At 72.7% G+C, this 26,169-nt stretch carries 25 protein-coding genes; 8 read left to right on the top strand and 17 right to left on the bottom strand.

The window, feature by feature from the left end:
- Positions 1-2 precede the first annotated feature (2 nt).
- Complete coding sequence (locus tag E3N83_RS16385; RefSeq protein ID WP_191907840.1) at positions 3-1,382, top strand: hypothetical protein; 1,380 nt, start codon at positions 3-5, stop codon at positions 1,380-1,382.
- Here E3N83_RS16385 and E3N83_RS16380 read toward each other — a convergent pair.
- Positions 1,324-1,914, bottom strand: a complete 591-nt coding sequence (locus tag E3N83_RS16380) for an RNA polymerase sigma factor (protein ID WP_238342950.1) — start codon at positions 1,912-1,914, stop codon at positions 1,324-1,326. The genes E3N83_RS16385 and E3N83_RS16380 overlap by 59 nt on opposite strands.
- Before the next feature lie 10 nt (positions 1,915-1,924).
- On the opposite strand from E3N83_RS16380, the gene E3N83_RS16375 reads away from it, so the two are divergent.
- Positions 1,925-2,902, top strand: a complete 978-nt coding sequence (locus tag E3N83_RS16375; RefSeq protein ID WP_191907839.1) for a serine/threonine-protein kinase — start codon at positions 1,925-1,927, stop codon at positions 2,900-2,902.
- Positions 2,903-3,039: 137 nt separating this feature from the next.
- Positions 3,040-4,161 carry a Glu/Leu/Phe/Val family dehydrogenase gene (locus E3N83_RS16370; protein WP_151084222.1) on the top strand — a complete coding sequence of 374 codons (1,122 nt, stop codon included), beginning with the start codon at positions 3,040-3,042 and terminating at the stop codon, positions 4,159-4,161.
- 254 nt (positions 4,162-4,415) lie between these two features.
- Here E3N83_RS16370 and E3N83_RS16365 read toward each other — a convergent pair whose 3' ends face one another.
- From E3N83_RS16365 to E3N83_RS16350, 4 genes are all read right to left on the bottom strand, one after another.
- A complete protein-coding gene (locus E3N83_RS16365) occupies positions 4,416-4,673 on the bottom strand; it encodes a DUF3073 domain-containing protein (protein ID WP_420371831.1) in 258 nt (85 codons plus the stop codon).
- Positions 4,674-4,808: 135 nt separating this feature from the next.
- Positions 4,809-5,891 (bottom strand): phosphoribosylformylglycinamidine cyclo-ligase, encoded by a 1,083-nt coding sequence (gene purM / locus E3N83_RS16360; protein WP_202879252.1) that lies wholly within the window; start codon positions 5,889-5,891, stop codon positions 4,809-4,811.
- Positions 5,892-5,919: 28 nt separating this feature from the next.
- On the bottom strand, positions 5,920-7,461 hold the full coding sequence (purF, locus tag E3N83_RS16355) for an amidophosphoribosyltransferase (RefSeq protein ID WP_151084221.1): 1,542 nt from the start codon (positions 7,459-7,461) through the stop codon (positions 5,920-5,922).
- Positions 7,462-7,522: 61 nt separating this feature from the next.
- On the bottom strand, positions 7,523-8,872 hold the full coding sequence (locus tag E3N83_RS16350; RefSeq protein WP_151084220.1) for a dipeptidase: 1,350 nt from the start codon (positions 8,870-8,872) through the stop codon (positions 7,523-7,525).
- 191 nt (positions 8,873-9,063) lie between these two features.
- Here E3N83_RS16350 and rocD point away from each other — a divergent pair, with 191 nt between their 5' ends.
- Positions 9,064-10,278: an ornithine--oxo-acid transaminase gene (rocD, locus tag E3N83_RS16345; protein ID WP_151084219.1), complete on the top strand. Its 1,215-nt coding sequence runs from the start codon at positions 9,064-9,066 to the stop codon at positions 10,276-10,278.
- Between the two features lie 146 nt (positions 10,279-10,424).
- Here rocD and E3N83_RS16340 read toward each other — a convergent pair whose 3' ends face one another.
- The 3 genes from E3N83_RS16340 to E3N83_RS16330 are packed head-to-tail and all read right to left on the bottom strand — an operon-like array spanning position 10,425 to position 12,286.
- Entirely contained in the window at positions 10,425-11,324 is a 900-nt protein-coding gene (locus tag E3N83_RS16340) for an NAD(P)-dependent oxidoreductase (protein ID WP_151084218.1), read from the bottom strand.
- Positions 11,321-11,677 (bottom strand): sterol carrier family protein, encoded by a 357-nt coding sequence (locus tag E3N83_RS16335; RefSeq protein ID WP_151084217.1) that lies wholly within the window; start codon positions 11,675-11,677, stop codon positions 11,321-11,323. The genes E3N83_RS16340 and E3N83_RS16335 overlap by 4 nt, the downstream gene beginning before the upstream one ends.
- A 30-nt stretch (positions 11,678-11,707) precedes the next feature.
- Positions 11,708-12,286 carry an ArsR/SmtB family transcription factor gene (locus E3N83_RS16330; protein WP_238342949.1) on the bottom strand — a complete coding sequence of 193 codons (579 nt, stop codon included), beginning with the start codon at positions 12,284-12,286 and terminating at the stop codon, positions 11,708-11,710.
- A 70-nt stretch (positions 12,287-12,356) separates the two neighbouring features.
- On the opposite strand from E3N83_RS16330, the gene E3N83_RS16325 reads away from it, so the two are divergent.
- Positions 12,357-13,619: an MFS transporter gene (locus tag E3N83_RS16325; RefSeq protein WP_151084215.1), complete on the top strand. Its 1,263-nt coding sequence runs from the start codon at positions 12,357-12,359 to the stop codon at positions 13,617-13,619.
- A gap of 18 nt (positions 13,620-13,637) precedes the next feature.
- Positions 13,638-14,489, top strand: a complete 852-nt coding sequence (locus tag E3N83_RS16320) for a hypothetical protein (RefSeq protein WP_151084214.1) — start codon at positions 13,638-13,640, stop codon at positions 14,487-14,489.
- A gap of 63 nt (positions 14,490-14,552) precedes the next feature.
- Here the strand turns inward: E3N83_RS16320 and arfB are convergent, their stop codons facing one another.
- The 7 genes from arfB to E3N83_RS16285 form a co-directional block, all read right to left on the bottom strand.
- Positions 14,553-14,981 carry an alternative ribosome rescue aminoacyl-tRNA hydrolase ArfB gene (arfB, locus tag E3N83_RS16315; RefSeq protein ID WP_151084213.1) on the bottom strand — a complete coding sequence of 143 codons (429 nt, stop codon included), beginning with the start codon at positions 14,979-14,981 and terminating at the stop codon, positions 14,553-14,555.
- A gap of 2 nt (positions 14,982-14,983) precedes the next feature.
- Positions 14,984-15,727: an alpha/beta hydrolase family protein gene (locus E3N83_RS16310; protein WP_238342948.1), complete on the bottom strand. Its 744-nt coding sequence runs from the start codon at positions 15,725-15,727 to the stop codon at positions 14,984-14,986.
- A gap of 116 nt (positions 15,728-15,843) precedes the next feature.
- Positions 15,844-18,111 carry a phosphoribosylformylglycinamidine synthase subunit PurL gene (gene purL / locus E3N83_RS16305; RefSeq protein ID WP_202879251.1) on the bottom strand — a complete coding sequence of 756 codons (2,268 nt, stop codon included), beginning with the start codon at positions 18,109-18,111 and terminating at the stop codon, positions 15,844-15,846.
- A gap of 1 nt (position 18,112) precedes the next feature.
- Positions 18,113-19,000: an LLM class flavin-dependent oxidoreductase gene (locus E3N83_RS16300; RefSeq protein WP_191907838.1), complete on the bottom strand. Its 888-nt coding sequence runs from the start codon at positions 18,998-19,000 to the stop codon at positions 18,113-18,115.
- A 29-nt stretch (positions 19,001-19,029) separates the two neighbouring features.
- Complete coding sequence (locus E3N83_RS16295; protein ID WP_151084210.1) at positions 19,030-19,671, bottom strand: class I SAM-dependent methyltransferase; 642 nt, start codon at positions 19,669-19,671, stop codon at positions 19,030-19,032.
- 30 nt (positions 19,672-19,701) lie between these two features.
- Complete coding sequence (locus E3N83_RS16290) at positions 19,702-21,312, bottom strand: bifunctional AfsR/SARP family transcriptional regulator/alpha/beta hydrolase (protein ID WP_191907837.1); 1,611 nt, start codon at positions 21,310-21,312, stop codon at positions 19,702-19,704.
- Positions 21,313-21,388: 76 nt separating this feature from the next.
- A complete protein-coding gene (locus E3N83_RS16285; protein ID WP_151084208.1) occupies positions 21,389-21,955 on the bottom strand; it encodes a TetR/AcrR family transcriptional regulator in 567 nt (188 codons plus the stop codon).
- A 114-nt stretch (positions 21,956-22,069) separates the two neighbouring features.
- Between E3N83_RS16285 and E3N83_RS16280 the strand changes: the two genes are divergently transcribed.
- On the top strand, positions 22,070-23,545 hold the full coding sequence (locus E3N83_RS16280; RefSeq protein ID WP_238342947.1) for an MFS transporter: 1,476 nt from the start codon (positions 22,070-22,072) through the stop codon (positions 23,543-23,545).
- Between the two features lie 264 nt (positions 23,546-23,809).
- A complete protein-coding gene (locus E3N83_RS16275) occupies positions 23,810-25,156 on the top strand; it encodes a glycoside hydrolase domain-containing protein (protein WP_151084207.1) in 1,347 nt (448 codons plus the stop codon).
- 10 nt (positions 25,157-25,166) lie between these two features.
- Here E3N83_RS16275 and purQ read toward each other — a convergent pair whose 3' ends face one another.
- Together purQ and purS are read right to left on the bottom strand one after the other, a co-directional pair.
- Positions 25,167-25,835 (bottom strand): phosphoribosylformylglycinamidine synthase subunit PurQ, encoded by a 669-nt coding sequence (purQ, locus tag E3N83_RS16270; protein ID WP_151084206.1) that lies wholly within the window; start codon positions 25,833-25,835, stop codon positions 25,167-25,169.
- Positions 25,832-26,113 carry a phosphoribosylformylglycinamidine synthase subunit PurS gene (gene purS, locus E3N83_RS16265; RefSeq protein WP_151084205.1) on the bottom strand — a complete coding sequence of 94 codons (282 nt, stop codon included), beginning with the start codon at positions 26,111-26,113 and terminating at the stop codon, positions 25,832-25,834. Before purS ends, purQ begins: the two co-directional genes overlap by 4 nt.
- Positions 26,114-26,169: the final 56 nt, after the last annotated feature.

Genomic DNA, 26,169 nt, shown 5'->3' with positions numbered 1-26,169 from the left:
CGATGCTCCCGCCGTTCGAGATCGTGGCGCGCCGCAGGCCCGTCGACCTGGTCTCGCCGGCGACCCGCACGGAGCGGACGAGCGACGCGTTCGCACTGCCCCAACCCGCGCCGTACGCCGCGATCACGGCGACCGTCGCGGGCACGCGGGCACGCCTGGCCCTGGTCTCCGGACGCGTCCGGATCGAGCTGGGGTACGACGACGGCGGCTTCGCCCTCGCCGTCACCGATGCCACCGGGCGCAGCACCGACCACCGCAGCCGCCGCTCGGGCCGGGCCGAGGCGCCGGTCACCGAGCTCGGACTGACCCTGACCGGCACCCACGTCACCGCCTTCGGCCGGGAGCGGGGTCGCTGGCGGGCCAGGGCCCGCTACGACCTCGTCGACCGGGTCGACAGCCGCGACCCGGGCTTCCTCGACGCCCTCGTCGGACACGTGGAGGGCGGGTGCGACCAGGTGGTCGCGGGGGCGTTCGGGCAGCTCGGACTCCGCGACCTGCGACTGGTCAGCCACGCCGACGGGACGCCGTACCGCGACGGGCGGGACCTGCTGCTCACCGCGACGCACGCCGGGCCCGGCTTCTTCGACGCGGCGCACACCGGGGTCTGGGCCCTCGACCCGGTCGAGCTGACGCTGACCCACCGCAGCGACCTGTTCTTCCGACGGCACGACCGCTCCGGCGCCTACGGCGACAACGCCACCCATCTGGTCCGCGACGGCGACGGCTGGCTGGTCGCAACCAGCACCTGGGGCGACTTCGCGGGGTCACGTCGTACGGCGAGCGTCGGGGTCACCGTGGCCGAGTCCACCGACGACCTCCTCTCCGGTCGGCACGTCCTCGACACCCGGCCGCTGCGGCTGCCGACCGAGGGCTTCCGGTCGGTGGGCACGTGGGACCCGCACCTGGTCCGCACCGACGACCGGTGGCTGGTCGGCTTCGTCAGCGCCCGGAAGTTCTTCGACTTCCACCCGGTCCTCGCGCACGGCGACAGCCTCGACGACCTGCGGGTCGTCGCCGCGGCCACCGACCGCCGGGCCACCGAGGGCACGACCCTGCTCGAGCTGGACGGGAGCTGGGTGGTGCTGGCCAGTGACGGGCGGGACGGGCGCCGAGGTCGGCGTGAGCGGTTCCCGGTCTTCGACCGGTCACTGCGCGAGATCGGCGCCCTCGACGCGCCGTACCCCACGAACCTGCCGTGGCCCACGCTCGCCCGGGAGGGGGACGGCTGGCTGATGGTGGCCTTCAACGGCCGCCCCGAGGGCGGTCGGCTGGTCGGCTACGGCAGCCACGGCGACGTGGTGCTGATGCGGGCTCGCGACGGGCTCAGCGCACCGCGAGCAGAGGCTGCACGATCTGCCGGGCCGAGTGGATCCGCGACTTGACCGTCCCGAGCGGGATGCCGAGCAGGTCGGCGATGTCGGAGTACTCGAGCTCCTGGACGTCACGCAGGAGCAGCGGCTCGACCAGCGCCGGATGGTCGACGTTGAGGACCTCCAGCGCCTCCAGGAAGTCCAGGCGGCTGCCGGCGATCACGCTGGTGGTCCGGGGGTCGGCCGCGATCGGCAGGTCGTCGGTGGGCAGCTCCCCGGCTCGCCGCTTCAGGGTGCGGTAGGTCGACCGGGCGCTGTTGGCGGCGACCGCGTGCAGCCAGGTGGTGAAGCGGCTGCGGCCGGCGAAGGTGTGGATACGGGTGGCGACCAGGAGCAACGCGTCCTGGGCCGCCTCCTCGGCGTCCTCCGGATAGAGCAGCATCCGCCCGCAGATCCGGCGTACGCGCGGCTGGATCTCGACCAGGAGCACGTCCAGAGCCGCGGCGTCACCGGCCGCGGCCTGCACCGCCAGGGCCTCGACGTCGACCGGTTCGTCCATCTGCTCCACCGTGTGCGCCTCCGAGTCGTCTCGCTGGTCCGGCACAATACCGACCGTGTCCCTCCCCGTACGGCTCGGCCGTCTGCGGCAGGTCGACCGTCTCGGGGTCGGTGGCTTCGCGTCGGTGTGGCTCTACCACGACGACGAGCTCCAGTCCGACGTCGCCGTGAAGGCGCTGGCCGACAACTGGGCCCAGCGGCTCGACATCCGCGACCGCTTCCTCCAGGAGGCTCGGATCCTGCGTCGGGCGGACTCCGACTACGTCGTCCGGGTGTACGACGTGGGCGAGGTCGAGGGCACGCCGTACTTCGTGATGACGTACGCCGACCAGGGCACCGTGGCCAACCTGCTCGAGCGTGAGACGTCCCTCTCGCTCGACCGCACGCTCGACCTGGTCTCGCAGGCGGGCGCCGGCCTCGCGGTGCTGCACGCCCAGGGCTCGATCCATCGCGACCTCAAGCCGGCCAACCTGCTGCTGCGCACCGACGGCGAGGGCCAGCGCCTGATGGTCGCCGACCTCGGGGTGGCGAAGGCGATGCTGCACGCCAGCGGGCTGACGCACGTGGTCGGGACCCCCGCGTACATGGCTCCCGAGCAGGCCACCGGGGGCGGCGTCGACGAACGGGCAGACGTCTACGCGCTGGCGGCGGTCACCTACCAGATGCTGACCGGCCGGCATGCCCACGAGGGCTCGATCACGGACCTCGCTCACCTCCGGCAGCCGCCCGCCCCCTCTGAGCTCGCGGGTCTGCCGGCCACGGTCGACGACGTCGTGCTCCGCGGGCTGGCCCCCGACCGCGAGGACCGGTGGCCGACGGTCCGGGCGTACGTCAACGCGATGCAGGCCGTCACCCCCGGCTCCGGGCGCACCCTGCTGGTCAGCCCACCCGACCCCGGGAGCCGGGCCACCCCCACGCCCGAGCCGGCCGCCGCCCGGCCGGGGGGCTCACGGGGGCTGCTCGCCCTGGTCTGCGTGGTGGCGTTCCTGGTGTTCTTCGGTGTCGCGCTGGTGGTCACCCGGCAGCTGCACTGAGCCGGGACCGGTCGGCGGGGCCGATTCCGCGGGCGGCCCCGGCCCGCACTATCGTGCGAGGTGGGTCACACCACCCCTCGTGGCCCACCACGGTTCGCCACCCACCCGCGTGGCGCGATGCGAAAGTAGGCACCCTCATGTCTGCCGATCCCGCCGTACCGGCACCGGTCCCCAGCTCCGTCGACGGAGTCGACGTCTTCGAGCTCGGCGCCGAGCACGAGCAGGTCGTGTTCTGCAACGACCACGCCACCGGGCTGCGGGCGATCGTCGCGATCCACTCGACGGCCCTCGGCCCGTCGTTGGGCGGCACCCGCTTCTACCCCTACGCCAGCACCGCGGACGCGGTCCGTGACGTGCTCAACCTCTCCCGCGGGATGACCTACAAGGCCGCCCTCGCCGGCCTCGACCTCGGCGGCGGCAAGGCCGTGATCATCGGTGATCCGGCCACCGCGAAAACCGAGGCGCTGCTGCGCGCCTACGGCCGCTTCGTGCAGTCGCTGGGCGGCCGCTACCTGACCGCCTGCGATGTCGGGACCTACTCCGAGGACATGGACGTCGTGGCCCGCGAGTGCTCGTTCGTCACCGGCCGGACCGTCGCCCACGGCGGGGCGGGCGACTCGTCGGTCCTCACGGCGTACGGCGTCTTCCAGGGCATGCGAGCCAGCGCCGAGGCGGTCTGGGGCACGACCAGCCTGAGCGGTCGCACCGTCGGCATCGCGGGGGTGGGCAAGGTGGGCCGCCACCTCGTGAAGTACCTCGTCGACGACGGTGCCCGGGTCGTGGTCACCGACGTCCACCAGCCCGCGGTCGACGCCGTCGTGGCGGAGCACGGCGCCACGGCCGTCGGCTCGACCGACGACCTGGTCCGGGCCGAGCTCGACATCTACTCGCCGTGCGCGATGGGCGGCGCGCTCACCGACGACGTCGTCGAGGTGCTGCGGGCGCGGGTGGTCTGCGGTGCCGCCAACAACCAGCTCTCGCACCCCGGGATCGAGAAGGCGCTGGCCGAGCGCGAGATCCTCTACGCGCCCGACTACTGCGTGAACTCCGGCGGGTTGATCCAGGTCGCCGACGAGCTCGAGGGCTTCAGCTTCGACCGCGCCCAGCAGCGTGCGGCCGGGATCCTCGAGACCACCCGAGCCGTCTTCGAACTCGCCCGCACCGACTCGGTCACCCCTGCCGAGGCGGCCGACCGGCTGGCCGAGCGCCGGATGCGCGACGTCGGTCGGCTGCGCGGCGTCTGGCTGCCCGCGCGCTGACGCACGGCGCCGGTGGCTCGGCTGGGCGTCGCGGGGCGGCGACGTGGGACGGCGACGTGGGACCGGTACGGCGTACCCCGTCGCACCTGTCCCACGCGCCACAGCGCCCAGGCAACCCCGTCGCTTCTCACCCGGAATTTCGGCTGGTGAGCGACGCGATCCCCGGGGCACCGGGGATCGCCTTCGTCCCGAAAACGGCGCGAGGCGCGTGAACGCGCCCCGACACCCGAGGTCGGGACGCGTGGTGTGATGGGTCAGTCGCGCGACGGTTCGGCGTAGTCCGACCACTCGTCGGCGGGGTCGTCCACCGCCTCGTCGGTCGCGTCGCTGTCGGTGTCGCCGTGCAGCTCGCGCGCCAGGGCCCCGAAGTCCGCATCGTGAGTGCGGTACTTCAGGTCTCGGGCGACCTTGGTCTGCTTGGCTTTAGCTCGGCCGCGCCCCATAGGGTCGACCCCCTCGCACTCTGGGCCGGGCCAGGGAAGTGACACCGTGGCACCGGTCTGATCGGTCATGTCGTCGTGGGGGCAACGCTACCCAATGGGTGGCTGTTCCCGCACACCCCATCCCGATTTGGACCAGTTTTCCTGCGCCCGGGTCCACCAAAGGGTCCCCAGGCACCACTCGGCGGGTGCATGGGACGGATGGGGTCACCAGCCGGGGTACTGCCCCACCAGTCGGACCGTGCCGCCGCGCTCGTCGTCGGTCGACACCTCGCCAGCCACCCAGGCATGCACCCCGCACCGGTCGAGGGTTGCCACCGCGCGGTCCGCGTCGTCGGGCGGCACCAGCGCGACCATCCCGACGCCGCAGTTCAGCGTCGACTCCAGGTCGTCCTGCGAGACCGCGCCGACACGCCGTACGACGTCGAAGACCGGGGCGGGCTGCCAGGTCGCCCGGGCGATGGTCACCGAGAGCTCCTCGGGCACGACCCGCGCCAGGTTGGCGGCCAGACCACCGCCGGTGATGTGGGCCATCGCATGGGTCTGGGTCTCGGCGGCCAGGGCCAGGCACGCCTTGGCGTAGATCCGGGTCGGTTCGAGGAGCTCCTCGCCGAGGGTGCGGCCGAGCTCGGGTACGTCGCGGTCCAGGGCCCAGCCGGCCCGCTCGAGCAGGACGTGGCGGACCAGGGAGTAGCCGTTGGCGTGGAGCCCGCTGGAGGACATCGCGACGACGACGTCGCCGGGGCGGACGCGTCCGGGGCCGAGCAGCCCGTTCGCCTCCACCACTCCGGTGGCGGCCCCGGCCAGGTCGTAGGCGTCGGGCTCCATCAGGCCCGGGTGCTCGGCCGTCTCGCCACCCAGCAGCGCGCAGCCGGCCTCCACGCAGGCCTCCGCGATGCCCTTGACGATCGCGGCGATCCGCTCGGGCTCCACCCGCCCGCAGGCGATGTAGTCGGTCATGAACAGGGGCTCGGCGCCGCAGACGACCAGGTCGTCGACGACCATGCCGACGAGGTCGAAGCCGATGGTGTCGTGCACGTCCATCATCTGGGCGATCGCGACCTTGGTGCCGGCGCCGTCGGTGGAGGTCGCCAGGATCGGCGCGGCGTAGCGGGTCAGTGCGCTGGCGTCGTACAGCCCGGCGAAGCCGCCGATGCTGCCGATCACCTCGGGCCGCGAGGTCTTCTCGACCCAGCCCCGCATCAGGGCGACGGCCGTGTCCGCGGCCTCGATGTCGACGCCCGAGGCGGCGTACGCGTTGGTCCCGGAGGACTCGGGAGGCTGGGTCACGAGGGCTCCTGGCAGGCGTGGGCGGGGGTCACGGGTTGTTGAGGACCGGCAGCTCACGCGCCGCGCGCGGCGAGCTCAAGGTGGCTTCGAGGAGGTGCTTGCCGAGCAGGCTCTCGTCGGGGAGCTCGATCGGGTAGGCGCCGGTGAAACAGGCCATGCAGAGGTTGTCCTGCGACTGGCCGGTGGCCTCGGTCATGCCGTCGAGCGAGATGTAGCCCAAACTGTCGGCGCCGACGCTCGAGGCGATCTCGTCGACGTCGAGCCCGTTGGCGATCAGCTCGGCACGGGTGGCGAAGTCGATGCCGTAGAAGCACGGCCACTTCACGGGTGGGCTGCTGATCCGGACGTGGACCTCGGCCGCGCCGGCCTCGCGGAGCATCCGGATCTGGGCACGTTGGGTGTTGCCCCGCACGATCGAGTCGTCGACCACGACCAGCCGCTTGCCGCGGACCATGTGCTCCAGCGCGTTGAGCTTGAGCCGGATGCCCAGCTGGCGCAGGGTCTGGCTGGGCTGGATGAAGGTCCGGCCGACGTAGGCGTTCTTGACGAAGCCCTGGCCGAACGGGATGCCGCTCTCCTCGGCGTACCCCGCGGCCGCGGGCGTGCCCGACTCGGGCACCGGCATCACCAGGTCGGCCTCGACCGGGAACTCGCGGGCCAGCTGTCGGCCCATCTCGACTCTCGCCTGATGGACGCTGCGCCCGCTGATGGTGGCGTCGGGGCGCGCCAGGTAGACGTACTCGAACACGCACCCCTTGGGGGCGGGCTCGGCGAAGTGGTGGGAGCGCAGGCCGTTCTCGTCGATCACCAGCATCTCGCCGGGCTCGATCTCGCGGACCCGGCTGGCGCCGATCGTGGCCAGTGCGGCGTCCTCGCTGGCGACGACCCAGCCGCGGTCGAGCCTGCCCAGGACCAGCGGCCGGATCCCCTGGGCGTCGCGGGCGGCGTACAGCGTCGACTCGTTCATCCAGACGAACGAAAAGGCGCCCCGCAGCAGCGGCAGCACCTCCAGTGCGCGCTGCTCGAGCGAGGTGTCGGGGTGCTGGGCGAGCAGCGCGGTGACCAGGTCGGTGTCGCTGGTCGACTGCTCGAGCGCCCGACCGTGCAGGTCGAGCTCGCCGGGCAGGCCCGGGAGCGCGGCCACCATGTCGCGGAGCTCGGCGGTGTTGATCAGGTTGCCGTTGTGGCCCAGCGCGATCGAGCCGTCCTCGGTCGGGCGGAACGTCGGCTGCGCGTTGTGCCAGGTGCTGGCGCCGGTGGTGGAGTAGCGCGAGTGCCCGATCGCGAGGTGGCCCTTGAGGGAGTCCAGGGTCGAGTCGTCGAAGACCTGCGAGACCAGCCCCATGTCCTTGTAGACCAGGATCTGGCGACCGTTGCTGACGGCGATGCCCGCGGACTCCTGGCCGCGGTGCTGCAGCGCGTAGAGCCCGAAGTAGCAGAGCTTGGAGACTTCCTCACCGGGCGCCCAGACCCCGAAGACACCACAGGCGTCCTGCGGACCCTGGTCGTGCGGATCGAGCGCTGCGGTGAGCCGACCGTCGCCGCCCCGGCGGCTGGTGGGTGGGGTCACGGCGCCAGTCTAGGTGCAGGGGTACGGCGTACCGGCATCGCCGCACCACCGGTTTCGCGGATCAGCGGCCCTGGTGACCCAGCTTGTCGAGGAGGAGCGCCTCGGCGAGGACCACGCGCTCGAACTCGGCCAGATGCAGGCCCTCGTTGGCGCCGTGGGCGCGGGTGTCGGGGTCCTCCACGCCGGTCACCAGCACGCTGGCCTCGGGGAAGGCGTCGAGGAACTCGGCGATGAACGGGATCGACCCGCCGACACCCATGTCGATCGGCTCGGTGCCGTCCCAGGCCTCGGTGAAGGCGGCCCGGGCCGCGTCGTAGGCAGGGCCGGTGGCGTCGATCGCGGTCGGCTCGCCGAAGTCGACCGGGGTGATCGTGAGCTCGGCGCCCCACGGCACGTGCTGCTCGAGGTGGCGGGTGAGGGCGGCGCGGGCACCGGCGACGGTGTCACCCGGGGCGATCCGGAGGCTCAGCCGGGCCTGGGCGGCGGGCACGAGGGTGTTGCTGGAGCCGGCGACCTTGGGTGCGTCGAGGCCGATGATCGACAGCGACGGCTTGGTCCAGAGCCGCTCGACGCTGGAGCCGGTGCCGATCCACCGGACGCTCGCGACCGCGCCGGACTCGGCGCGCAGCCGAGCCTCCGGATAGTCGACATCGGCGGCGGGGCCCGCGTACAGGCCCTCGACCGCGACGCTGCCGGCGTCGTCGTACAACGTGGAGATCAGGCGGGACAGGGCCATCAGCGCATCGGGGACCAGGCCTCCCCACATCCCGGAGTGGACACCGTGGGTCAGCGTGCGCACCTCGACGTCGAGGCGGACCAGGCCGCGCAGGCTGGTGGTCAGGGCGGGGACGCCGATGTCCCAGTTGCCGCTGTCGGCGATCACGATCACGTCGGCGCGCAGCTCGTCGAGGTGCTGCTTCAACAGCGCCGGGAGGCTGTCGGAGCCGACCTCCTCCTCGCCCTCGACGAACATCACGACGTTGACCGGGAGGTCGTCGCCGTGCGCCCGCAGGGCACCCAGATGGGCGACGATGCCAGCCTTGTCGTCGGCGGCGCCGCGGGCGTAGAGCCGGCCTTCCCGCTCGGTCGGCTCGAACGGCGGGGAGTCCCAGTCGGCGTGGTCGTTCTCGGGCTGGACGTCGTGGTGGGCGTAGAGCAGCACCGTCGGCGCGCCCTCGCGGCTGCTCCGCTTGTGGGCGATCACGGCCGGGCGACCGCCCTCCGCGCTGGTGACCTGCACCTCGAAGCCCTCGGCCGCGAACAGGTCGCGCACCGCCTCGGCGCTGCGCTGGACCTCACCGGCGCGCTCGGGGTCGGCGCTGACCGACTCGATCCGGACCAGCGCCTCGAGGTCGCGTCGTACACCGGGAAGGACGTCGCGCACCCGGGCGCGCAGGTCGTCATCGCTCATGCCCGCCAACCTATCCACCCCGATAGTCCGTGACGATCGGGCCCTATTTCGGGCCCAGATAGGGCGCTTTCGTCACGGACTATCCCGACACGACGAGAATTGTCTGACAATCATTTGGCTTCCGGCTGCCCGGTACGCCACCATGGGAGGACTTCCCCGACCCGCGACCCGACGGCCCGAAAGCAGTCCTCATGAACCACGTCTCACCCGACACCGCCCGGCACATCGAGCTGACCGAGACCTACGCGGCGCACAACTACCACCCGCTGCACGTCGTGCTGTCCTCCGGCGAGGGCGCGTGGGTGACCGACGTCGACGGCAGGCGCTACCTGGACTGTCTGGCCGGCTACTCCGCCCTCAACTTCGGGCACGGCCACCCGCGCCTCGTCGAGGTGGCGCGCCGGCAGCTCGGTCGACTGACGCTGACCAGTCGTGCGTTCTACAACGACCAGCTCGGGCCGTTCTCCGAGGCGCTGGCCGACCTCACCGACAAGGAGACGATCCTGCCGATGAACTCCGGGGCCGAGGCCGTGGAGACCGCGATCAAGGTCAGCCGCAAGTGGGGCTACCAGGTCAAGGGCGTCCCGGAGAACCAGGCGACGATCGTGGCGATGGAGGGCAACTTCCACGGGCGCACCACCACGATCGTGTCGTTCTCGACCGACTCCGACGCCACCCACGGCTACTCGCCGTACACTCCGGGCTTCCGGCTCGTGCCGTACGGCGACATCGAGGCGCTGCGTGCCGCCGTCGACAGCACGACGGTGGCCGTGCTGCTCGAGCCGGTGCAGGGTGAGGCCGGCGTGGTCATCCCGCCGGAGGGCTACCTGCAGCAGGTGCGCACGCTGTGCCGCGAGGAGCAGGTGCTGATGGTCGCCGACGAGATCCAGTCCGGCCTGGCGCGCACCGGCCGCACCTTCGCCTGCGACCACGAGGACGTCGTCCCCGACATGTACATCCTGGGCAAGGCGCTGGGCGGCGGCCTCTACCCGGTCTCCGCCGTGGCCGCCGACCGCGACGTGCTCGGCGTGATCACCCCGGGCACCCACGGCTCCACGTTCGGCGGCAACCCGCTGGCCGCCGCGATCGGCCGCGAGGTCGTCGCGATGCTGGAGACCGGCGAGTTCCAGGAGCGGGCGGCCAAGCTCGGCGAGCAGCTGTACGACGGGCTCTCCGACCTGGTCGGCTTCGGCATCGACGCCGTCCGCGCCCGCGGGCTCTGGGCCGGGATCGACATCGCTCCGGACAGGATGACCGGCCGCGACTTCACCGAGGCCCTGCTGGCCAAGGGGATCCTGGCCAAGGAGGCCCACGGCCAGACCGTTCGTCTCGCCCCGCCGATCGTGGCCAGCGAGTCGGACATCGACCTGCTGGTGACCGGATTCCGCGAGGTCGTCACCGCCTGACGCACCCTCGTGCGCCGACTCGGCGTCGTTCCCGTGTCTGTGTGCGCCGACTCAGCGTCGTTCCCGTGCCTGTTGCGCCGACTCGGCATGCCTGGCATGCCCCTGTGCGCCGACTCGGCGTGGTTGGCGTGCCTCTTTGCGCCGAGTCAGCGGATGACGTTACGGAGGGCGCGGCCGTCGCGGAGGCGGGTGAGCTGGTCGCGGACCAGGTCGGCCATCCGGGGCAGCATCGCGGTGGTGCCGCCGGCGATGTGGGGGGTGACCAGCACGCCCGGCGCGGTCCAGAGCGGGTGGTCGGACGGGAGCGGCTCGGGATCGGTGACGTCGAGGGCGAAGCGCAGGCGGCCGACCTCGGCCAGCACCGCGTCGGTGTCCAGCAGCGGCCCGCGGCCCACGTTGACCACCAGCGCGCCGTCGGCGAGCCGGGCCAGGAAGGGAGCGTCGACCACGTGACGGGTCGCGTCGTCCAGCGGGAGTACGACGACCACGACGTGCTGGGCGGACCAGCCGACGTCGTCGACGGTCACCACCCGGCCGACGAGGTCGTCGTCGCGCGCCGCCGACGCCACCCCGGTCACCACGGCCCGACAGGCCAGCATCCGCTCGGCGACCGCACGACCGATCGCGCCGTAGCCCAGCACCGCCACCCGGCTGTCGGCCAGGCTCCGCCGCGACGTGTCCTGGCGCCAGGTGCCGGCCTCGCGCACGGCGGTGTCGATCCCGCGCAGCGAGGCGATGGTCAGTCCGAGCGCGAGCTCGGCGGTCGCGTCGTCGTGCACCCCTCGCGCGTTGGCCAGCAGGACACCGGGAGGCGTCAGCTCGAGCACGCCGTCGTACCCCGCCGTCTGCAGCTGGACGACGCGCAGCCGGGGCAGGACGCCGAGCTGCCCCATCGCGGCCCGGCCGCGGGCGTAGTCGGGCACCACCAGGTCGACCTCGTCGGCCCGGGGCGGCGGCCCGTCTCCGCGCCAGAGCACCAGCTCGACCCCGTCGAGCGGCCCGACCGCGTCGACCAGTCGCTGGGTCGGCAGCAGGGCGACGATCACGGCTGGGCCAGGGGAAGCAGGGCGGAGAGGTCGGCTCGCTCCCCGCTGGCCCGCACCCGGCCGGCAGCCTCGGCGACCGCCCAGGTCAGCTCCCCGACGGCCAGCGCGATCCAGGTGTCGGCATCGAGCTCGACCACGGCCGGCGGCGTGCCACGCGTGTGTCGGACGCCCGGGACCGCCTGTACCGCGGCGTACGGCGGCACCCGCACCTCGACCGACGCGCCGGGTGCCCGCTCGGACAGCACCGCGAGATAGTGCTTGACCAGCAGCCGGGTCTGCGCCGGCTGGCGCGGCTCGGCAGCGAGCGCGGCGGTCACCTCGGCGGCGCTGGCGGGCCGGAGACGGGCAGGCACGAGCCCATCACACCACGCGACGCCGACGCCTCAGGAGCCGGTCCGCTGCGGGTGCGGCTGCATGATCGAGAAGAAGAGGTACGTCGAGCGATCGACGTCGTCGTCGGCGTCGCGCTTCTCCTTCAGTGTCTGCTGGAGCACGGCGTCGAGCCGCTCGCAGAGCTCCTTGGCCTCGTCGCGGGTCAGCCGCAGTGGCTGCTCGGTGATCGCCCGCATCACACCGGGGGTGCGGTCGAGGGTGTAGGCCTCGTCGACGATCTGGTGCGCCCAGCCCGAGGCGTTCCGCTGCCAGACCTTGACCGCCGCGGGGCCGCCGGGGGCGTCGAGCATCTCGTCGAGGCTCAACTGCAGCCGTCCCTCGTCCACCACCCGCCAGACCCGGTCGCGACCGTCCCTCGCGTCGTCGGGGGCGGGCTCGATCAGGCCGTACTTGGCGAGCTGGCGCAGGTGGAAGCTGGCCTGGTTGGCCGGGATGTCGAGCAGGCGGGCGACGTCGGCGGCCCGGAGCGAACCCGACGCCTCGAGCTCGTGCAGGATCCGGTTGCGGGTCGGGTGCGCGATCGCTCGGAGCACGGTCGGATCGTGCCGACGGGGGTAGGGCTCACTCACGACCGCCATTCTGCCACAGTTTCGCACGAACACTTGCGCAATACCTGTTGCGCAACATACGGTGCGGAACATGACCGGCTACCGGGAGCTCGCCCGCAATCGTGACTTCACCACGCTCTGGATCGGCGAGACCGTCAACGAGCTCGGCTCGACGATGTCGCTGTTCGTCTTCCCCCTGCTCGGCTACCACCTGACCGGCTCCAGTCTGGTCGCGGCGCTGCTCGAGTCGGTCGGCCTGCTCGGACTGTGCGCCACCCTGCTGCCCGCGGGGGTGATCGCGGACCGGGTCGACCGCCAGCGACTCATGCTCGGCGCCAGCGCGGCCGGGGTGGTGCTCTACGGCTCGCTCGCCGTCGCCGGCATCCTCGACGTGCTCACGGTGCCGCACCTGGTGGTCGTGGCGTTGCTGACCGGTGTGGGCTCCGGGATCTTCCAGCCTGCCCAGGGAGCGGCGATCCGCGCCGTCGTGGCCACCGAGGACCTCTCGACCGCGCTCAGCCAGAACCAGGCCCGGCAGCACATCGCCGCCCTGCTCGGTGGCCCGCTCGGTGGCCTGCTGTACGCCGTCCGGGCCTGGGTGCCGTTCCTGGTCGACACCGTGACCTTCGCCGTGTCGTGCCTGACCGTGAGCCGGATCCGCACCGACCTGCGACCACCGCGTCGTGAAGGTGTCCAGCCACGGCTGCGCGCCCAGCTGGTGCAGGGTCTGCGGTTCATCTGGGACAGCCGCTTCTTCCGGACCCTGATGTTCTTCTCCTCCTCCACCAACCTGCTGGTCAACGGGGTGTTCTTCGTGGTGCTGCTCCGGCTGATCCGCGAGGGCTACCCGGCCGCGCAGATCGGGCTGGTCTCCACCGCGGCCGGCGTCGGCGGGATCCTCGGCGCCCTCGCCGCGCCGTACATCATCGAGCGCGCCCGCACCGGCTGGCTGACCTTGGCGATCGCCTGGATGTGCTCACTGCCCCTGATCCCGCTGATCTGGTGGTCGACCCCGTGGGCGGCGTGCACCGCGGTGTTCCTGCTCCTGCTGCTCAACCCGGCGGGCAACGCCGGCATCGGCGCCTACCGGGTCGCGCACACCCCCGACGACCTGCAGGGCCGGGTCGCGTCGGCCATGCAGTTCACCTCGATGATGGTGATGCCGCTGGCGCCCCTGATGGGTGCCTGGCTGCTGACCTCGCTCGGCGGCGATCGGGCCGTGCTGGTCCTGGTGGTGCTGACCGTGCTGGTGGCCCTGGCCGCGACGCTGAGCCGCAGCATCCGCTCGGTGCCGCGCCCGGCCCAGTGGCGCGCAGACCTCGAGCACGGCGCCGCCGCCGCCGTTGCCGGCTAGACCGTGTGAGGAGGCCCCGTGCGACTGACCACCACCGTCCCTGAGTACCTCGCGTTGGCCGCGATCCGCGACGACGCCGAGCGCGAGATCGCCTGGGTCGAGAAGTACGAAGCCGCCCAACCGGCGGTCTTCGAGGTCTACTACCGCGCCTGGGGCCTGACCGCGAGACGGGCCGCGGCGGCGCACGACGTCCTGCGGCTGGCGCCGACCATGGCCGCGGTCGAAGCCCGCGCTCGCGGCCTGGTGGCGGGGGCCGAGCGCTACTTCAGGTCGCAGGGCCTGATCGACGACGACCTCGACGTCGTCCTGATGGTCGGCGCCCACACCTCCAACGGATGGGTCACCGAGTACGCCGGACGCGAGACCCTGTTCCTGGCCCTGGAGTTCCTGGGCGAGGAGCCCTTCGACGCGATCCTGGTGTCCCACGAGGCCTTCCACGTCGCCCACGACCGGCACGGCGCCGGCAGGTGGCCCGAAGACTGTGCCGGCGCGCTGTTCCAGGAGGGGTTCGCGGTCGCCGTCTCGCGCGACCTGCATCCCGGCCTGGGCGACGGCGGGTACCTGTGGTTCGACGACACCCACGGCGGCTGGGCCGACGACTGCGCGGCCCTCGTCGGCCGGATCGCGCGGCGAGCGCTCGAAGGACTCGACACGTCGTACGACGACCCGCGCGTGCGGGCGCTCTTCACCGTCCAGGAGTCCGAGCGGGAGCTCCCACCCCGAGCCGGCTACTGGCTCGGCGACCTCCTGCTGCGCGGGCTGCTCGCCGAGCACCCGATGGGCGAGCTGCTCGCGTGGGACCACACCACCGCACGCGCGGCGCTCGCGGCCCGCCTGACCTCCCTGGTCGAGACCCCCAGCCAGGGGTAGTCCGGCACGCTAGGCACCCTTCTCCACCCTTTCCAGGTGCCAGGCGTGCCGGACTATCCCGACTCAGTCCCAGTTGCCGGCGCGGCCCTGCTTGGTCCGGGAGCGCTGCTTCTTCTCGTCGAGGCGCCGCTGCTTGGCGCGGCGGGAGGGCTGGGTGGGGCGGCGGGGACGGGGCGGCGGGGCCGCCGCGGCGGTGAGGACCTCGCTCATCCGTTCCCGCGCCGTACGACGGTTGGCGAGCTGGTTGCGGTGCTCCGACGAGGCGAGGGTCAGGACCCCGTCGACCAGGCGACCCTCGAGCCGGGCCAGCATCCGGGCCCGCGTCGCCGCGGGCAGTGACGGGGACGCGGCCACGTCGAAGGACAGCTCGACCCGGGAGTCGGCGGTGTTCACGCCCTGGCCGCCGGGGCCGGAGGAACGGGAGAACCGCTCGGACAGCTCCCGCTCGGGGATCACCACCGACCGCCCGATCCGCAGCCCGTCGGTGACCACGCTCAGAGCCCGTCCAGGATGGTCAGGGTCCGGTGCCAGGCATCCGACTTCGGGTCGATCAGCACGAAGTGGTCGCCGTCGACCTCGGTCAGCTCCGCCGCGGCGCCGGCGGCGACGGCGGCCGCGACGTAGTCACGCGACTGGCTGATCGGCACGTTCGTGTCACTGGTCCCGTGGATGCAGTGCACCGGGATCGCCAGCGGGACCTGCTGGATCGGGTCGAGCGGAGCGTCGTCGCGGCCGGGCCGGTGGCCGAGGAAGGCGACGACCGCCCCGCTGCCGAGGTTCTCGTCGAACGCCGCCGACAGGTCGAGCACACCCGCCTGCGAGACCACCCCGGTCAGCTCGACCCCTGACTTCCACCGCGGGAAGCGGGTGCGCGACGCAGCCCACGTCGCGAGGTGGCCGCCCGCCGAGTGACCCACCCCCAGCACCCGGCTCAGGTCGAGGTCCTGCCCGGACAGCGCGTCGATCGCAGCCGCGACGTCGTCGAACGTCGTGGGGTCGCCGCCGCCGTTGCCCACCCGGCGGTACTCGATGTTCCAGGCCGCCCAGCCGTGATCGGCCAGGCTGGCGCTGATCGGGCGGCCGTACTCGATGCCGAAGGCGGCCTTCCAGAAGCCGCCGTGCACGACGACCACGACCCCCTTCGGCTCGCCGGCGGGCATCGTGAGCTCGACGAACTGGGCCGGGTCGTCGCCGTACCCGATCCGCTTCGCGCCGGCGGGACGCTTCCGGATGGTCACCGGACGAGTCTGGCAGGACGCCACGACCGGTGCGAGCAGGCCGAGGCCGGCCAGGGTCAGCAGCTGTCGACGGTCCACCCCGGGAGTTCGGAGCCGCGCGGCGACCGGACCGTTCCTCAGCCGGCGAACGCGGCGCGCAGCGTGCCGCGCCAGGCCCCGGACAGCTCGTCGAGGGGGATCTCGAACCGGTCGGTCACCGTCAGCGAGGAGCCACCGGTGCGGCCGATCTCACCGGCCGGGACGCCGAGGCTCGCCGCCATCGTCAGGAACGACTCGAGCTTCTCGGCCTCGACCGTGACGATCGCCCGCGCCGCGGACTCCGAGAACAGGCCGACGAAGGGGTCGCCGAGCAGCGAGACGGTCGCCCCGATCCCCAGCCGCAGGCATGACTCGACCAGGCTCTGCGCCAGTCCGCCGTCGGACATGTCGTGGGCGCTGGTGAGGTGGCCGCCCCGGCCGGCCTCCACCAGCAGGCGACCGAGCTGGCTCTCCGCGTGCAGGTCGACCTCGGGCGGTAGGCCGCCGAGGTGGTCGTGGACGACGTGGGCCCACTCCGAGCCGGACAGCTCCTCGCGGGTCTGGCCGAGGTGGACGATCACCTCGCCGGCCGCGACGAAGCCGGTCGGGGTACGACGTCGTACGTCGTCGATCACGCCGAGCACGGCGACCACCGGGGTCGGCAGGATCGCGGTGGTGCCGGTTTGGTTGTAGAGCGAGACGTTGCCGCCGGTGACCGGGATGCCGAGGGTCACGCACGCGTCCTTGAGGCCGCGGCAGGCCTCGGCGAACTGCCACATCACGTCGGGGTCCTCGGGCGAGCCGAAGTTGAGGCAGTCCGAGATCGCCAGTGGGGTCGCGCCGCCGCAGGCGACGTTGCGGTAGGCCTCGGCCAGGGCGAGCTGGGCGCCGGTGTAGGGGTCGAGCTTGCAGTAGCGGCCGTTGCCGTCGGTGGCCACCGCGACGCCGAGGTGCGTGCCCTCGTCGACCCGGACCATCCCGGCGTCGGACGGCTGGGCGAGCACGGTGTTGCCCTGGACGTAGCGGTCGTACTGGTCGGTGATCCACGACTTGTCGCACAGGTTGGGGGAGGCCGCCATCCGGAGCACGGTCTCGCGCAGGTCGCCCTCGGACTCCGGCCTCGGCAGGGCCTCGGCACGGTCGGCCTGGAGGTCGTCCTGCCAGCCCGGGCGGGCCAAGGGTCGCTTGTAGGTCGGCCCGTCGTGCGCCACGGACCGAGGGGGTACGTCGACCACGGTCTCGCCGTGCCACTCGATCTCGAGGCGGCCGGTCTCGGTGACCTCGCCGATGTCGACGGCCTCGACGTCCCACTTCGCGCAGATCGCCAGGAACCGCTCGACGTCGTCGGGCTCGACGACGGCCATCATCCGCTCCTGCGACTCGCTCATCAGGATCTCCTCGGGCACCAGGCTCGAGTCGCGCAGCGGCACCAGGTCGAGCGAGACGCGCATCCCGCCGTCGCCGGCGCTGGCCAGCTCGCTGGTGGCGCAGGACAGGCCGGCGCCCCCGAGGTCCTGGATCCCGGCAACCACACCGGCCGCGAACAGCTCGAGGGTGCACTCGATCAGCAGCTTCTCCATGAACGGGTCGCCGACCTGGACGCTCGGGCGCTTGGTCGGCCCGGTGCTGGTGAAGGTCTCCGACGCCAGCACGCTGACGCCGCCGATGCCGTCACCGCCGGTCCGCGCGCCGTACAGGATCACCCGGTTGCCCTCGCCGGACGCCTTGGCCAGGTGGAGGTCCTCGTGCCGGAGCACCCCGACGCAGAGGGCGTTGACCAGCGGGTTGCCGGCGTACGACGCGTCGAAGACCGCCTCACCGCCGATGTTGGGCAGGCCGAGACAGTTTCCGTAACCGCCGACGCCGGCCACGATCCCGGGCAGCACGCGGTGGGTGTCGTCGGCGTCGAACGGGCCGAAGCGGAGGGGGTCCATCACCGCGACCGGGCGTGCGCCCATGGCCAGGATGTCGCGGACGATGCCGCCGACCCCGGTCGCGGCGCCCTGGTAGGGCTCGACGTACGACGGGTGGTTGTGAGACTCGATCTTGAAGGTGACGGCGTACCCCTGGCCGATGTCGAGGACGCCGGCGTTCTCTCCGATGCCGGCCAGCATCTTGCCGACAGGCGTCTCCTGCGCGATCTCGCCGAATTGCTTGAGGTGCACCTTGGAGGACTTGTAGGAGCAGTGCTCGCTCCACATCACCGAGTACATCGCCAGCTCGCTCGAGGTCGGGCGGCGGCCGAGGATCTCGCGGATCCGGAGGTACTCGTCCTCCTTCAGCCCGAGCTCGGCCCAGGGCTGGTCACGGTCGGGGTCCGCGGCCGCGACGGCGACGGTGTCGAGGGTCTGCGGCACGGACGTCAATCTACCGGTCGAGGAGCAGCCTCCTGACCTCCGCGACACGCGTCAGGACCGCGGCGCGGTCCCGACCGGGGCAGATCAGGTTGAGGTCGCGCACCCCGGCGTCGACGTACGGCGCCAGGAAGGCCGCGACGTCCTCTGGCGATCCGCTCGGCGACCAGCGCGCGAAGGCCTCGAAGGGCAGCCCGTACAGGGCGGTCATCGCGGCCGCGAGGTGCTCGCGGCCCTCGGTCGGGTCGGCGCCGAGCCCGCACCAGACGTTGAGCCCGTGCCGCCACGCCACCTCGCCGCGGCCTTCGGCGTCGGCGAGCTCGGCGATCCGGGAGACCACCTCGGCGTACCGGCGCGCGGACACCCAGATGCCCAGCCAGCCGTCCCCGAAGCGGGCGGCCCGGGCCAGGGCAGCGTCCGAGCGTCCGCCGACCACGATCGGCACCGGAAGCGAGGGCGCGGGCAGGACCAGAGCCTCCTCGAGGTCGAAGAAGTCACCGTGGTGGGTGACCGGATCGCCTGCGAGCAGGCCGCGGAGCACCGCCAGGCACTCGTCCGTCCGCCGCCCCCGGGTGCGCGGGTCGACCCCGCACACCTCCACCTCGTGCCGGTCCTCGCCGCCCACGCCGACGCCCAGCACCAGCCGGCCGGGGGCGCTCTCCGCAAGGGTGGAGAGCTGCCGGGCCACCAGGACCGGATGCCGGAGCGCCAGCAGGTAGAGGCCGACGTACACCGGGAGGTCGCCGGTCGCGAGCAGCGTCGCGGCGTCGATCAGCCCGTCCCGGCCGGCTCCGACCCGGAAGCTGACGTGGTCGGCGGTCACGACGTGGTCCAGCCCCGCCGAGGACAGCGCGGCGAGGTCGCGGGCGAGGTCAGCCGCCGGTTCGTCGGGCTGCCGCATCAGACCGACCGTGAGCGGCGGTTCGCCGGTCATCGGGTGGCGACCCCGGCGATCTGGGTGTTGAACGGCAGGAACGGCGACCGGAGGCGGTAGCTCTCGACGTCGACGCGGTCGAAGCCGGCGTCCCCGACCACGGAGGCGAGGTCGCGCTCGCAGGAGCAGCCCTCGAAGCACCACGCCCACGGACGCCGGACCCACCGCTGGAGCCGGCGCAACGGCGTCCCGGCCGGCGCGGCCACGTGCTCGACGAAGACGAAACGGCCACCGGGACGCAGCACCCGGCGGACCTCGCGGAGGACCTGACCGGGATCACCGACGCTGCACAGCACCAGACTGCTCAGGACGACGTCCACGCTCGCGTCGGGCAGGTGGGTGCGCTCGGCCGACACCGGCCGGAGATCGAGGTGGACGCCACTGCGCCGGGCGGCGCGCCGGAGCCGCCCGTGCATGGCGGGGTTGGGCTCGACCGCGATCAGGGTGGAGCCCGGGGAGAGGTAGCGCAGGTTGGCACCCACGCCGGCACCCAGCTCGACCACGGTGTCCGGGAGGTCGGCGTACACCCGCCGCTTGTGCGAGCGCAGCAGCCGGTCGAACATGCCGCCGGCGGCCCAGAAGAAGGCGGCGTTCATCGGCCCGCGGACCGGGTGGGCGTGGAAGAGGGTGTCGGTCATGTCCGGAGCGTGACGGGTCGACCTTGCAGGTCACTGTCGTGCCGGCGCCGGGCTCTCTCCCGAGGTCAGCGGCTCGCGGCACCAGGCGACGATCGTGTCCGCGATCGCCGCGGCGTGACGCGCCGGCGGCAGGTGGTAGGCGCCGTCGAGCACCCGCAGGCGGGCACCGGCGATGCCCTCGGCCACCTGCCGGCCGCCCGCGATCGGCACCGCCGGGTCGTCCGCGTAGTGGAGCACCAGGGTCGGCTGCCGGACCCGGCCGAGCTCGGCGGACACGTCGGCGTCGTACATCTGCTCCAGGAAGCCGGCCGCGACCTCGGCGTCGGCAACCTGCCGTTGGAAGCGGGCGAAGACCTTCTCGTCGTACCGGTCGGGCATCAGGAGGTTGGCCAGCACCCGCGAGCCCACACCCCAGCTGGAGCGGACGAGACTCAGCATCGCCTCGCGGACGCCGGGGTTGCTGAAGACACGGGGCCCGTCGGCGTACCCGCCGAGCACGACCAGCCGCTCGATCCGGGCGTCGCGGGCCGCGGCGGAGATGGCGATCGGGGCGGCCGCGCTCGACCCCATGACCACGACCCGCCGCTCCCCCAGGGCGTCGAGCACAGCCAGCAGCTCGGCCACGCTGCTCTCGAGGTCGTACGACGTGACCCGGCCGGGCGAGAGCCCGGTGCCGTAGCGGTCGTAGGTGACCACCCGCAGCTCGGCTGCCAGCCGGGCCAGCACCCGGCCACGCGGGTCGAACCCGCTCGCCACCGAGTCGAGCCGCGAAACCCACCCCGGCACGAACACCAGAGGCGGGCCCGTGCCCGCCTCCCCCAGGGTCACGGTCTCGCCCGGCGCCCGGCTGAGCTGGCGGCAGACCAGTCGTAGCGGCGAGCCGGTCACGGTCGCGTCGCCGTCGGGGCCGAGGTCGCCGGTCAGCACCCGCTGCTGGAGGGCCTCGATCGACGGCGAGGGGTCGAGGCCCGATGCCCGCAGCTGGACCCGGAGGTCGGCCATGCGCCCGAGCGCCTCGGCGGCGCGGCCGCTCCGCGCCAGGGCGGTCACCAGCACGGACACGGCCGTCTCGCGCAGGGGGTCGAGGAGGACCAGCGCCTCGAGCTCGGACACCGCCTCGTCGAAGCGTCCCAGCTCGACCAGTGCCTGGGCGCGCCGCTCACGGGCGACGAAGCGCAGTGCGGTCAGGCGGGCCGCGGCCTGACGCACGCCGGGCAGGTCGTCGTACGGCGCGAGGGCGGCGCCGCGCCACAGCCGCTCGGCCGCTCCGAGGAGGCCGACCGCGCGCTCCGGGCCAGTGCCGGCAGCCTCGGCGACCAGGGCCTCGAACCGCGCGGCGTCGAGGTCACCCGCGGCGCCCAGCCGGTACCCGCCCGGCCGCGTCTCCACCAGGTCCGCCCCGAGGCGGGCCCGCAACCGCGAGACGAGGATCTGGAGGGCGTTGAGCGGGTCCCGCGGAGCCTCATCCGGCCAGAGCGCGTCGGCCAGCCGGTCGTGCGGGACGACGGCGGCGGCGTCGGCGGCGAGCAGGGCCAGCAGCGCCCCCTGCCGACCGGTCGGGAACACCGGCCCGCCGGCGACCGCGACCTCCAGGGGTCCGAGCACGCGGACGCGACAGCCCTCCGACGCCGTGCTGGTCACACCAGCATCTTCACGGTCCGCGGGGGCGGCGACAACCGACCGGGCTTCCCGCCGGCGAGCGCGCTCGGTGCCTAGCTCAGGACCTGGTGTCGCTCGAGACGAGCATGCCGTCGGCGATGACCTCGAGCAGCGGACGGACGGCGTCGTGGTCGAGGTTGCCGTTGTCGGCCACCGTGGCGACCCCACCGACGAGCCGCGCCATCTGGACGGCTTCGACGTGGTCGCGCAGGGCGTGCTCGGACTCGAGCCGCTCGACGATCCGGTCGGTCGCCGCCGTCAGTGTCTGGCACTTGGTGACGATCGGGGAGGAGGAGTCGCCCATGGCCTGGGTGATCCGCGCCGGGCCTCCCTTGTGCAGGCTGATCAGCTCGACGTAGGTCTCGAACCACGCCAGGAGCAGGTCGCGCGGCGATCCTTCGTGGGTGAGCACCTTGTCGGCCGACTCGTTCACCCGGTCGACCCAGCTCTGCATGATCGCGTCGAGCAGCACCTCGCGGCTGGGGAAGTGGCGGTAGAGGGTGCCCGCGCCGACGCCGGCCCGCTTGGCGACCTCGTCCAGCGACGCGTCGTACCCCTGCTCGCGGAATACCTCCCGGGCGACCTCGATCAGCCGCTCGCGGTTGCGCTGCGCATCGGCGCGCATGCTCCACCTCACTTGCCAAACGGAGAGTGTCTCCGTATATTGGTCTCCAACCGGAGAACTTCTCCGCTAAGAGTACCTCGGCCCCGCCCTCGGGACCAGAACAGGATCCATCCCGTGTCTTCTTCCCAGCAGACAGCTCTCACGACCCGTACCACCCACGACCTCCCCACGGACCTTCCGCCGAACGCCGGCCGCGTCGCGACCGGGGTGGCGATCGTCCTGGTGGCCCAGCTGATGCTCGTGCTGGACGCCACCGTCGTGAACGTCGCCCTCCCCCGGATCGACACCGACCTCGGCTTCGGCCCGGCGTCGCTCTCGTGGGTGCTCAACGCCTACACGCTCGCCTTCGGCGGCCTGCTCCTGCTCGGCGGGCGGCTCGGTGACGTCCGCGGCCGGCTCCGGATGTTCGAGATCGGCCTGAGCATGTTCACGCTCTTCTCCCTCCTCGGAGGACTGGCCCAGACCCCGACCCAGCTGGTGCTGGCCCGGGCGCTCCAGGGCGCCGGCGCGGCGATGGCGGCACCCAGCGTGCTCGCCCTGCTCACCACGAGCGCCCCGGACGAAGCGGCTCGCAACCGGGCCCTGGCCCTCTTCGGTGCGGTGTCGTCGGCCGGCGCGTCCATCGGGCTGCTGCTCGGTGGCGTCGTCACCGACCTCGGCTCGTGGCGCTGGACGCTGTTCATCAACGTGCCGATCGGGATCGCCGTCCTCGTCTCCGCCCGACGCTTCGTCACCGAGACGCCGCGCCGGGAGGGCCGCTTCGACATCGTCGGAGCCCTCACCGCCACGCTCGGCGCGGTCGCGATCGTCTGGTCGCTGATCGGCACCCCCGAGCACGGCTGGCTGTCGGTGCGCACCATCGCCGGCTTCGTGGTCGGCCTCCTGCTCCTGCTCGTGCTCGCCCGCACCGAGGTGCGGCACCCGCACCCGCTCGTGCAGCCGCACCTGGTCCGCAACCGGCGCCGGGTCGGCGCCCTGATGGTGATGGCGCTGGTGATCGGGGCGAACTTCTCGATGTTCTTCCTGGTCGTGCAGTACGACGAGCGGGTGCTCGGCTTCGGGCCGTTCGAGACCGGCGCGGCGTTCCTGCCCTTCAGCCTCGGCGTGTTCGCGATGTCCCGGGTCACTCCGCGCCTGCTCTCGGTCCTCGGGGCCCGGACCATGGTGATGATCGGCTCCGCGGCGCTGGTCGTCGGCTACCTCTGGCTCAGCCAGCTCGGCACCTCGTCGACGTACTGGGGATCGGTCTTCGGGCCGGTGCTGATCGCGGGTCTCTCGACCGGCTTCATCTTCATGCCGATCACCGCCACCGTCCTCGGTGGCGTGGAGCCCGAGCACGCCGGCTCCGCGTCCGGCCTGCTGCAGACCACCCAGCAGCTCGGCGGTGCGGTGGGCGTCGCCGCGATCGTGTCGGTCTACGCGACCGGCGCCGTACCCGGCCAGTTCGTGCCGGGCGTCGAGCCGGCGTTCCTCACCTCAGCCGCCTTCTCACTGGCCGCGCTCCTCGTCGCCACGCTGCTCCTCCGCGACCGGCGGGCGCCGGAGCCGGTCGTGCTCGACCTCGAGCCGGAGCTCGCCGAGGTCGCGTGAGGACGAAGTCTTCACCGGTTCACCGGTGACACCTGACGTTCCCGGTCGATACGTCGGCCGGGAACGTGAGGTGTCGGACGTTGACGTCCGAAACCGCCAGCGCATCCGGGTTGACCCGCCGCCGCGAACTACAGCCCTGTAGTTCTCCCGAACCACTGTGACGGGTGTGACTCGTGTGTTTAAGGTGTCGGGTCCCCGTGGGCCCAGATCACTGGCCGAGCCCCCGCCCACGGGGTCCCCGACCACCGATCCTGGAGTGACCACATGTTCCTGCGTCCCCTGCTCGGCGCAGCGGCGCTGGCCGTCTTGGCGAGTACGGCGTCACTCGTGCCGACGGCGGTCGTCCCGTCCGCGCAGTCGGTGCCCGCGAACGTCGTGACCCCGGGCAACTTCCGGGGATACGGGTTCGACCAGTGCCTGGCGCCCTCGCAGAAGAGCATGAACACCTGGCTGCGGCAGTCGCCCTACCTCGCGGTCGGCATCTACATCTCCGGCAGTTCGCGGGCCTGCCGCAACCAGCCCAACCTCACCCCCACCTGGATCACCACCCAGCTGGCCAACGGCTGGCGGCTGCTGCCGATCACCCTCGGCCCGCAGGCGTCGTGCAACCCCCGCTTCCCTCGCTACGGCCACGACCGCACCATCGACCCGACCCCGGGCGCCACCCAGCACTACGGCAAGGCCCGCAAGCAAGGAGTCGCCGAGGCCGACAAGACCGTCGCGGCGGCCACGGCGCTCGGCATCGCCCCGGGCAGCACGATGTGGTACGACCTCGAGGGCTTCGACGCCACCAACACGCGCTGCCGCGACTCCGCGATGGCGTTCCTCAGCGCCTGGACCCGCGAGCTGCACACCCGGCACTTCGTCTCGGGCGTCTACTCCTCCGCGGGCTCGGGCATCTGGATGCTCGACGAGGCCCGGATCGACGACCCCACGGCGTACCACCTGCCCGACCAGATCTGGATCGCCCGCTGGGACGGCAAGGCCGACACCTCGACGAGCTACATCCGCAACGACGGCTGGCGCCCGGGCGGCCGGATGAAGCAGTACGTCGGTGGGCACAACGAGACGTGGGGCGGGGTCACCATCAACGTGGACAAGGACTACCTCAGCCTCGGCACTCCCACCGCGCGGCCCGAGTCGCACTGCAACGGCGTCCCGGTCGACCTGCCCGACTACCCACGCACCGGCGCCACCTCCGACCCGGCCCTGGTCACGGCGCTGCAGTGCCTGCTCACCGAGCAGAAGGCGTACGCCGGCAAGCTGAACGGCCACTGGACCCCGGCCACGCTCGCCGCCGTCAACGCCTGGCAGACCGCCCACGGGCTGCCGGTGCGGCCGTCGTGGAACCGGCACAGCTGGATGTCGCTGCTCGCCACCGGGACCCAGCCCGTGGCGAAGTTCGGCTCCACCGGCCCCGCGGTCCGAGACCTGCAGCGCACCCTGAACGCGGCCTCCCGTGGCCTCGGGCTGCCGGTCAACGGGATCTTCGACGTCCGCACCGACGCGGCGCTGCGAACCTGGCAGTCGGCGGTCGGCCGGCCCTCCCTCGGCGTCGCGAACCCGGCGACCTGGGCCGCGCTGGCCTCCGGGCTCCGCGCGACGCGCTGAGACGCGCTGATCAGCGGGCGGTGAGCGCGGCGAGCCCGGTGAAGAAGCCGAGCCCGTCGGTGCCGGCGCCGGTGAGCGCCTCGACCGCGTGCTCCGGGTGGGGCATCAGACCGACGACGTTGCCCAGCGCGTTGGTGATGCCGGCGATGTCGTGCAGCGAGCCGTTGGGGTTGTCGCCGAGGTAGCGAGCCACCACCCGGCCCTCGCCCTCCAGCATCGCGAGGGTCGGCTCGTCGGCCACGAAGCCGCCCTCGCCGTTCTTGAGCACGATCGTGACCTCGGCGTTCTCGGCGTACGACGACGTCCACGGCGTCCGGTTGTTCTCGATCCGCAGTCGCTGGTCGCGGCAGACGAAGGTCCGGTGGTCGTTACGGATCAGGGCGCCGGGCAGCAGGTGGGACTCGCAGAGGATCTGGAAGCCGTTGCAGATGCCCAGCACCGGCAGGCCCCGACCGGCCCAGGTCACGACCTCGGACATCACCGGGGCGAAGCGCGAGATCGCACCGCACCGGAGGTAGTCGCCGTAGGAGAAGCCACCCGGCAGCACCACGGCGTCGACCCCGTGCAGGTCCGCGTCGCCGTGCCACAGCGCGACCGCCTCACCTCCTGCCAGGCGTACGGCGCGCGCGGCGTCGACGTCGTCCAGCGAGCCGGGGAAGGTGACGACACCGATCTTCACGAGGTCGGCTCCGGCTGCTCGGTGGTCGCCTCCGGCTCGACGGGTTGGACCGTGAAGTCCTCGATCACGGGGTTGGCCAGCAGGGTCTCGGCCATCCGTCGTACCTCGTCGAGCCCCGCGGCTGAGGCGTCGCCCTCGACCTCGACCTCGAACCGCTTGCCCTGCCGGACGTCGGTGACCCCCCCGAAGCCGAGCCGGGGCAGGGCGCCGAGCACGGCCTTGCCCTGCGGGTCGAGGATCTCGGGCTTGGGCATCACGTCGACGACGTATCGGGCCACGGGGCGCGCCTTTCGCAGCGTCGGCGCGCCGGAGCGCGCGGGTCGGACCCAAGTCT

The organism is Nocardioides cynanchi, from assembly GCF_008761635.1.
Classification (GTDB): domain Bacteria; phylum Actinomycetota; class Actinomycetes; order Propionibacteriales; family Nocardioidaceae; genus Nocardioides; species Nocardioides cynanchi.
This window is presented reverse-complemented; position numbering and strand designations above follow the sequence as displayed.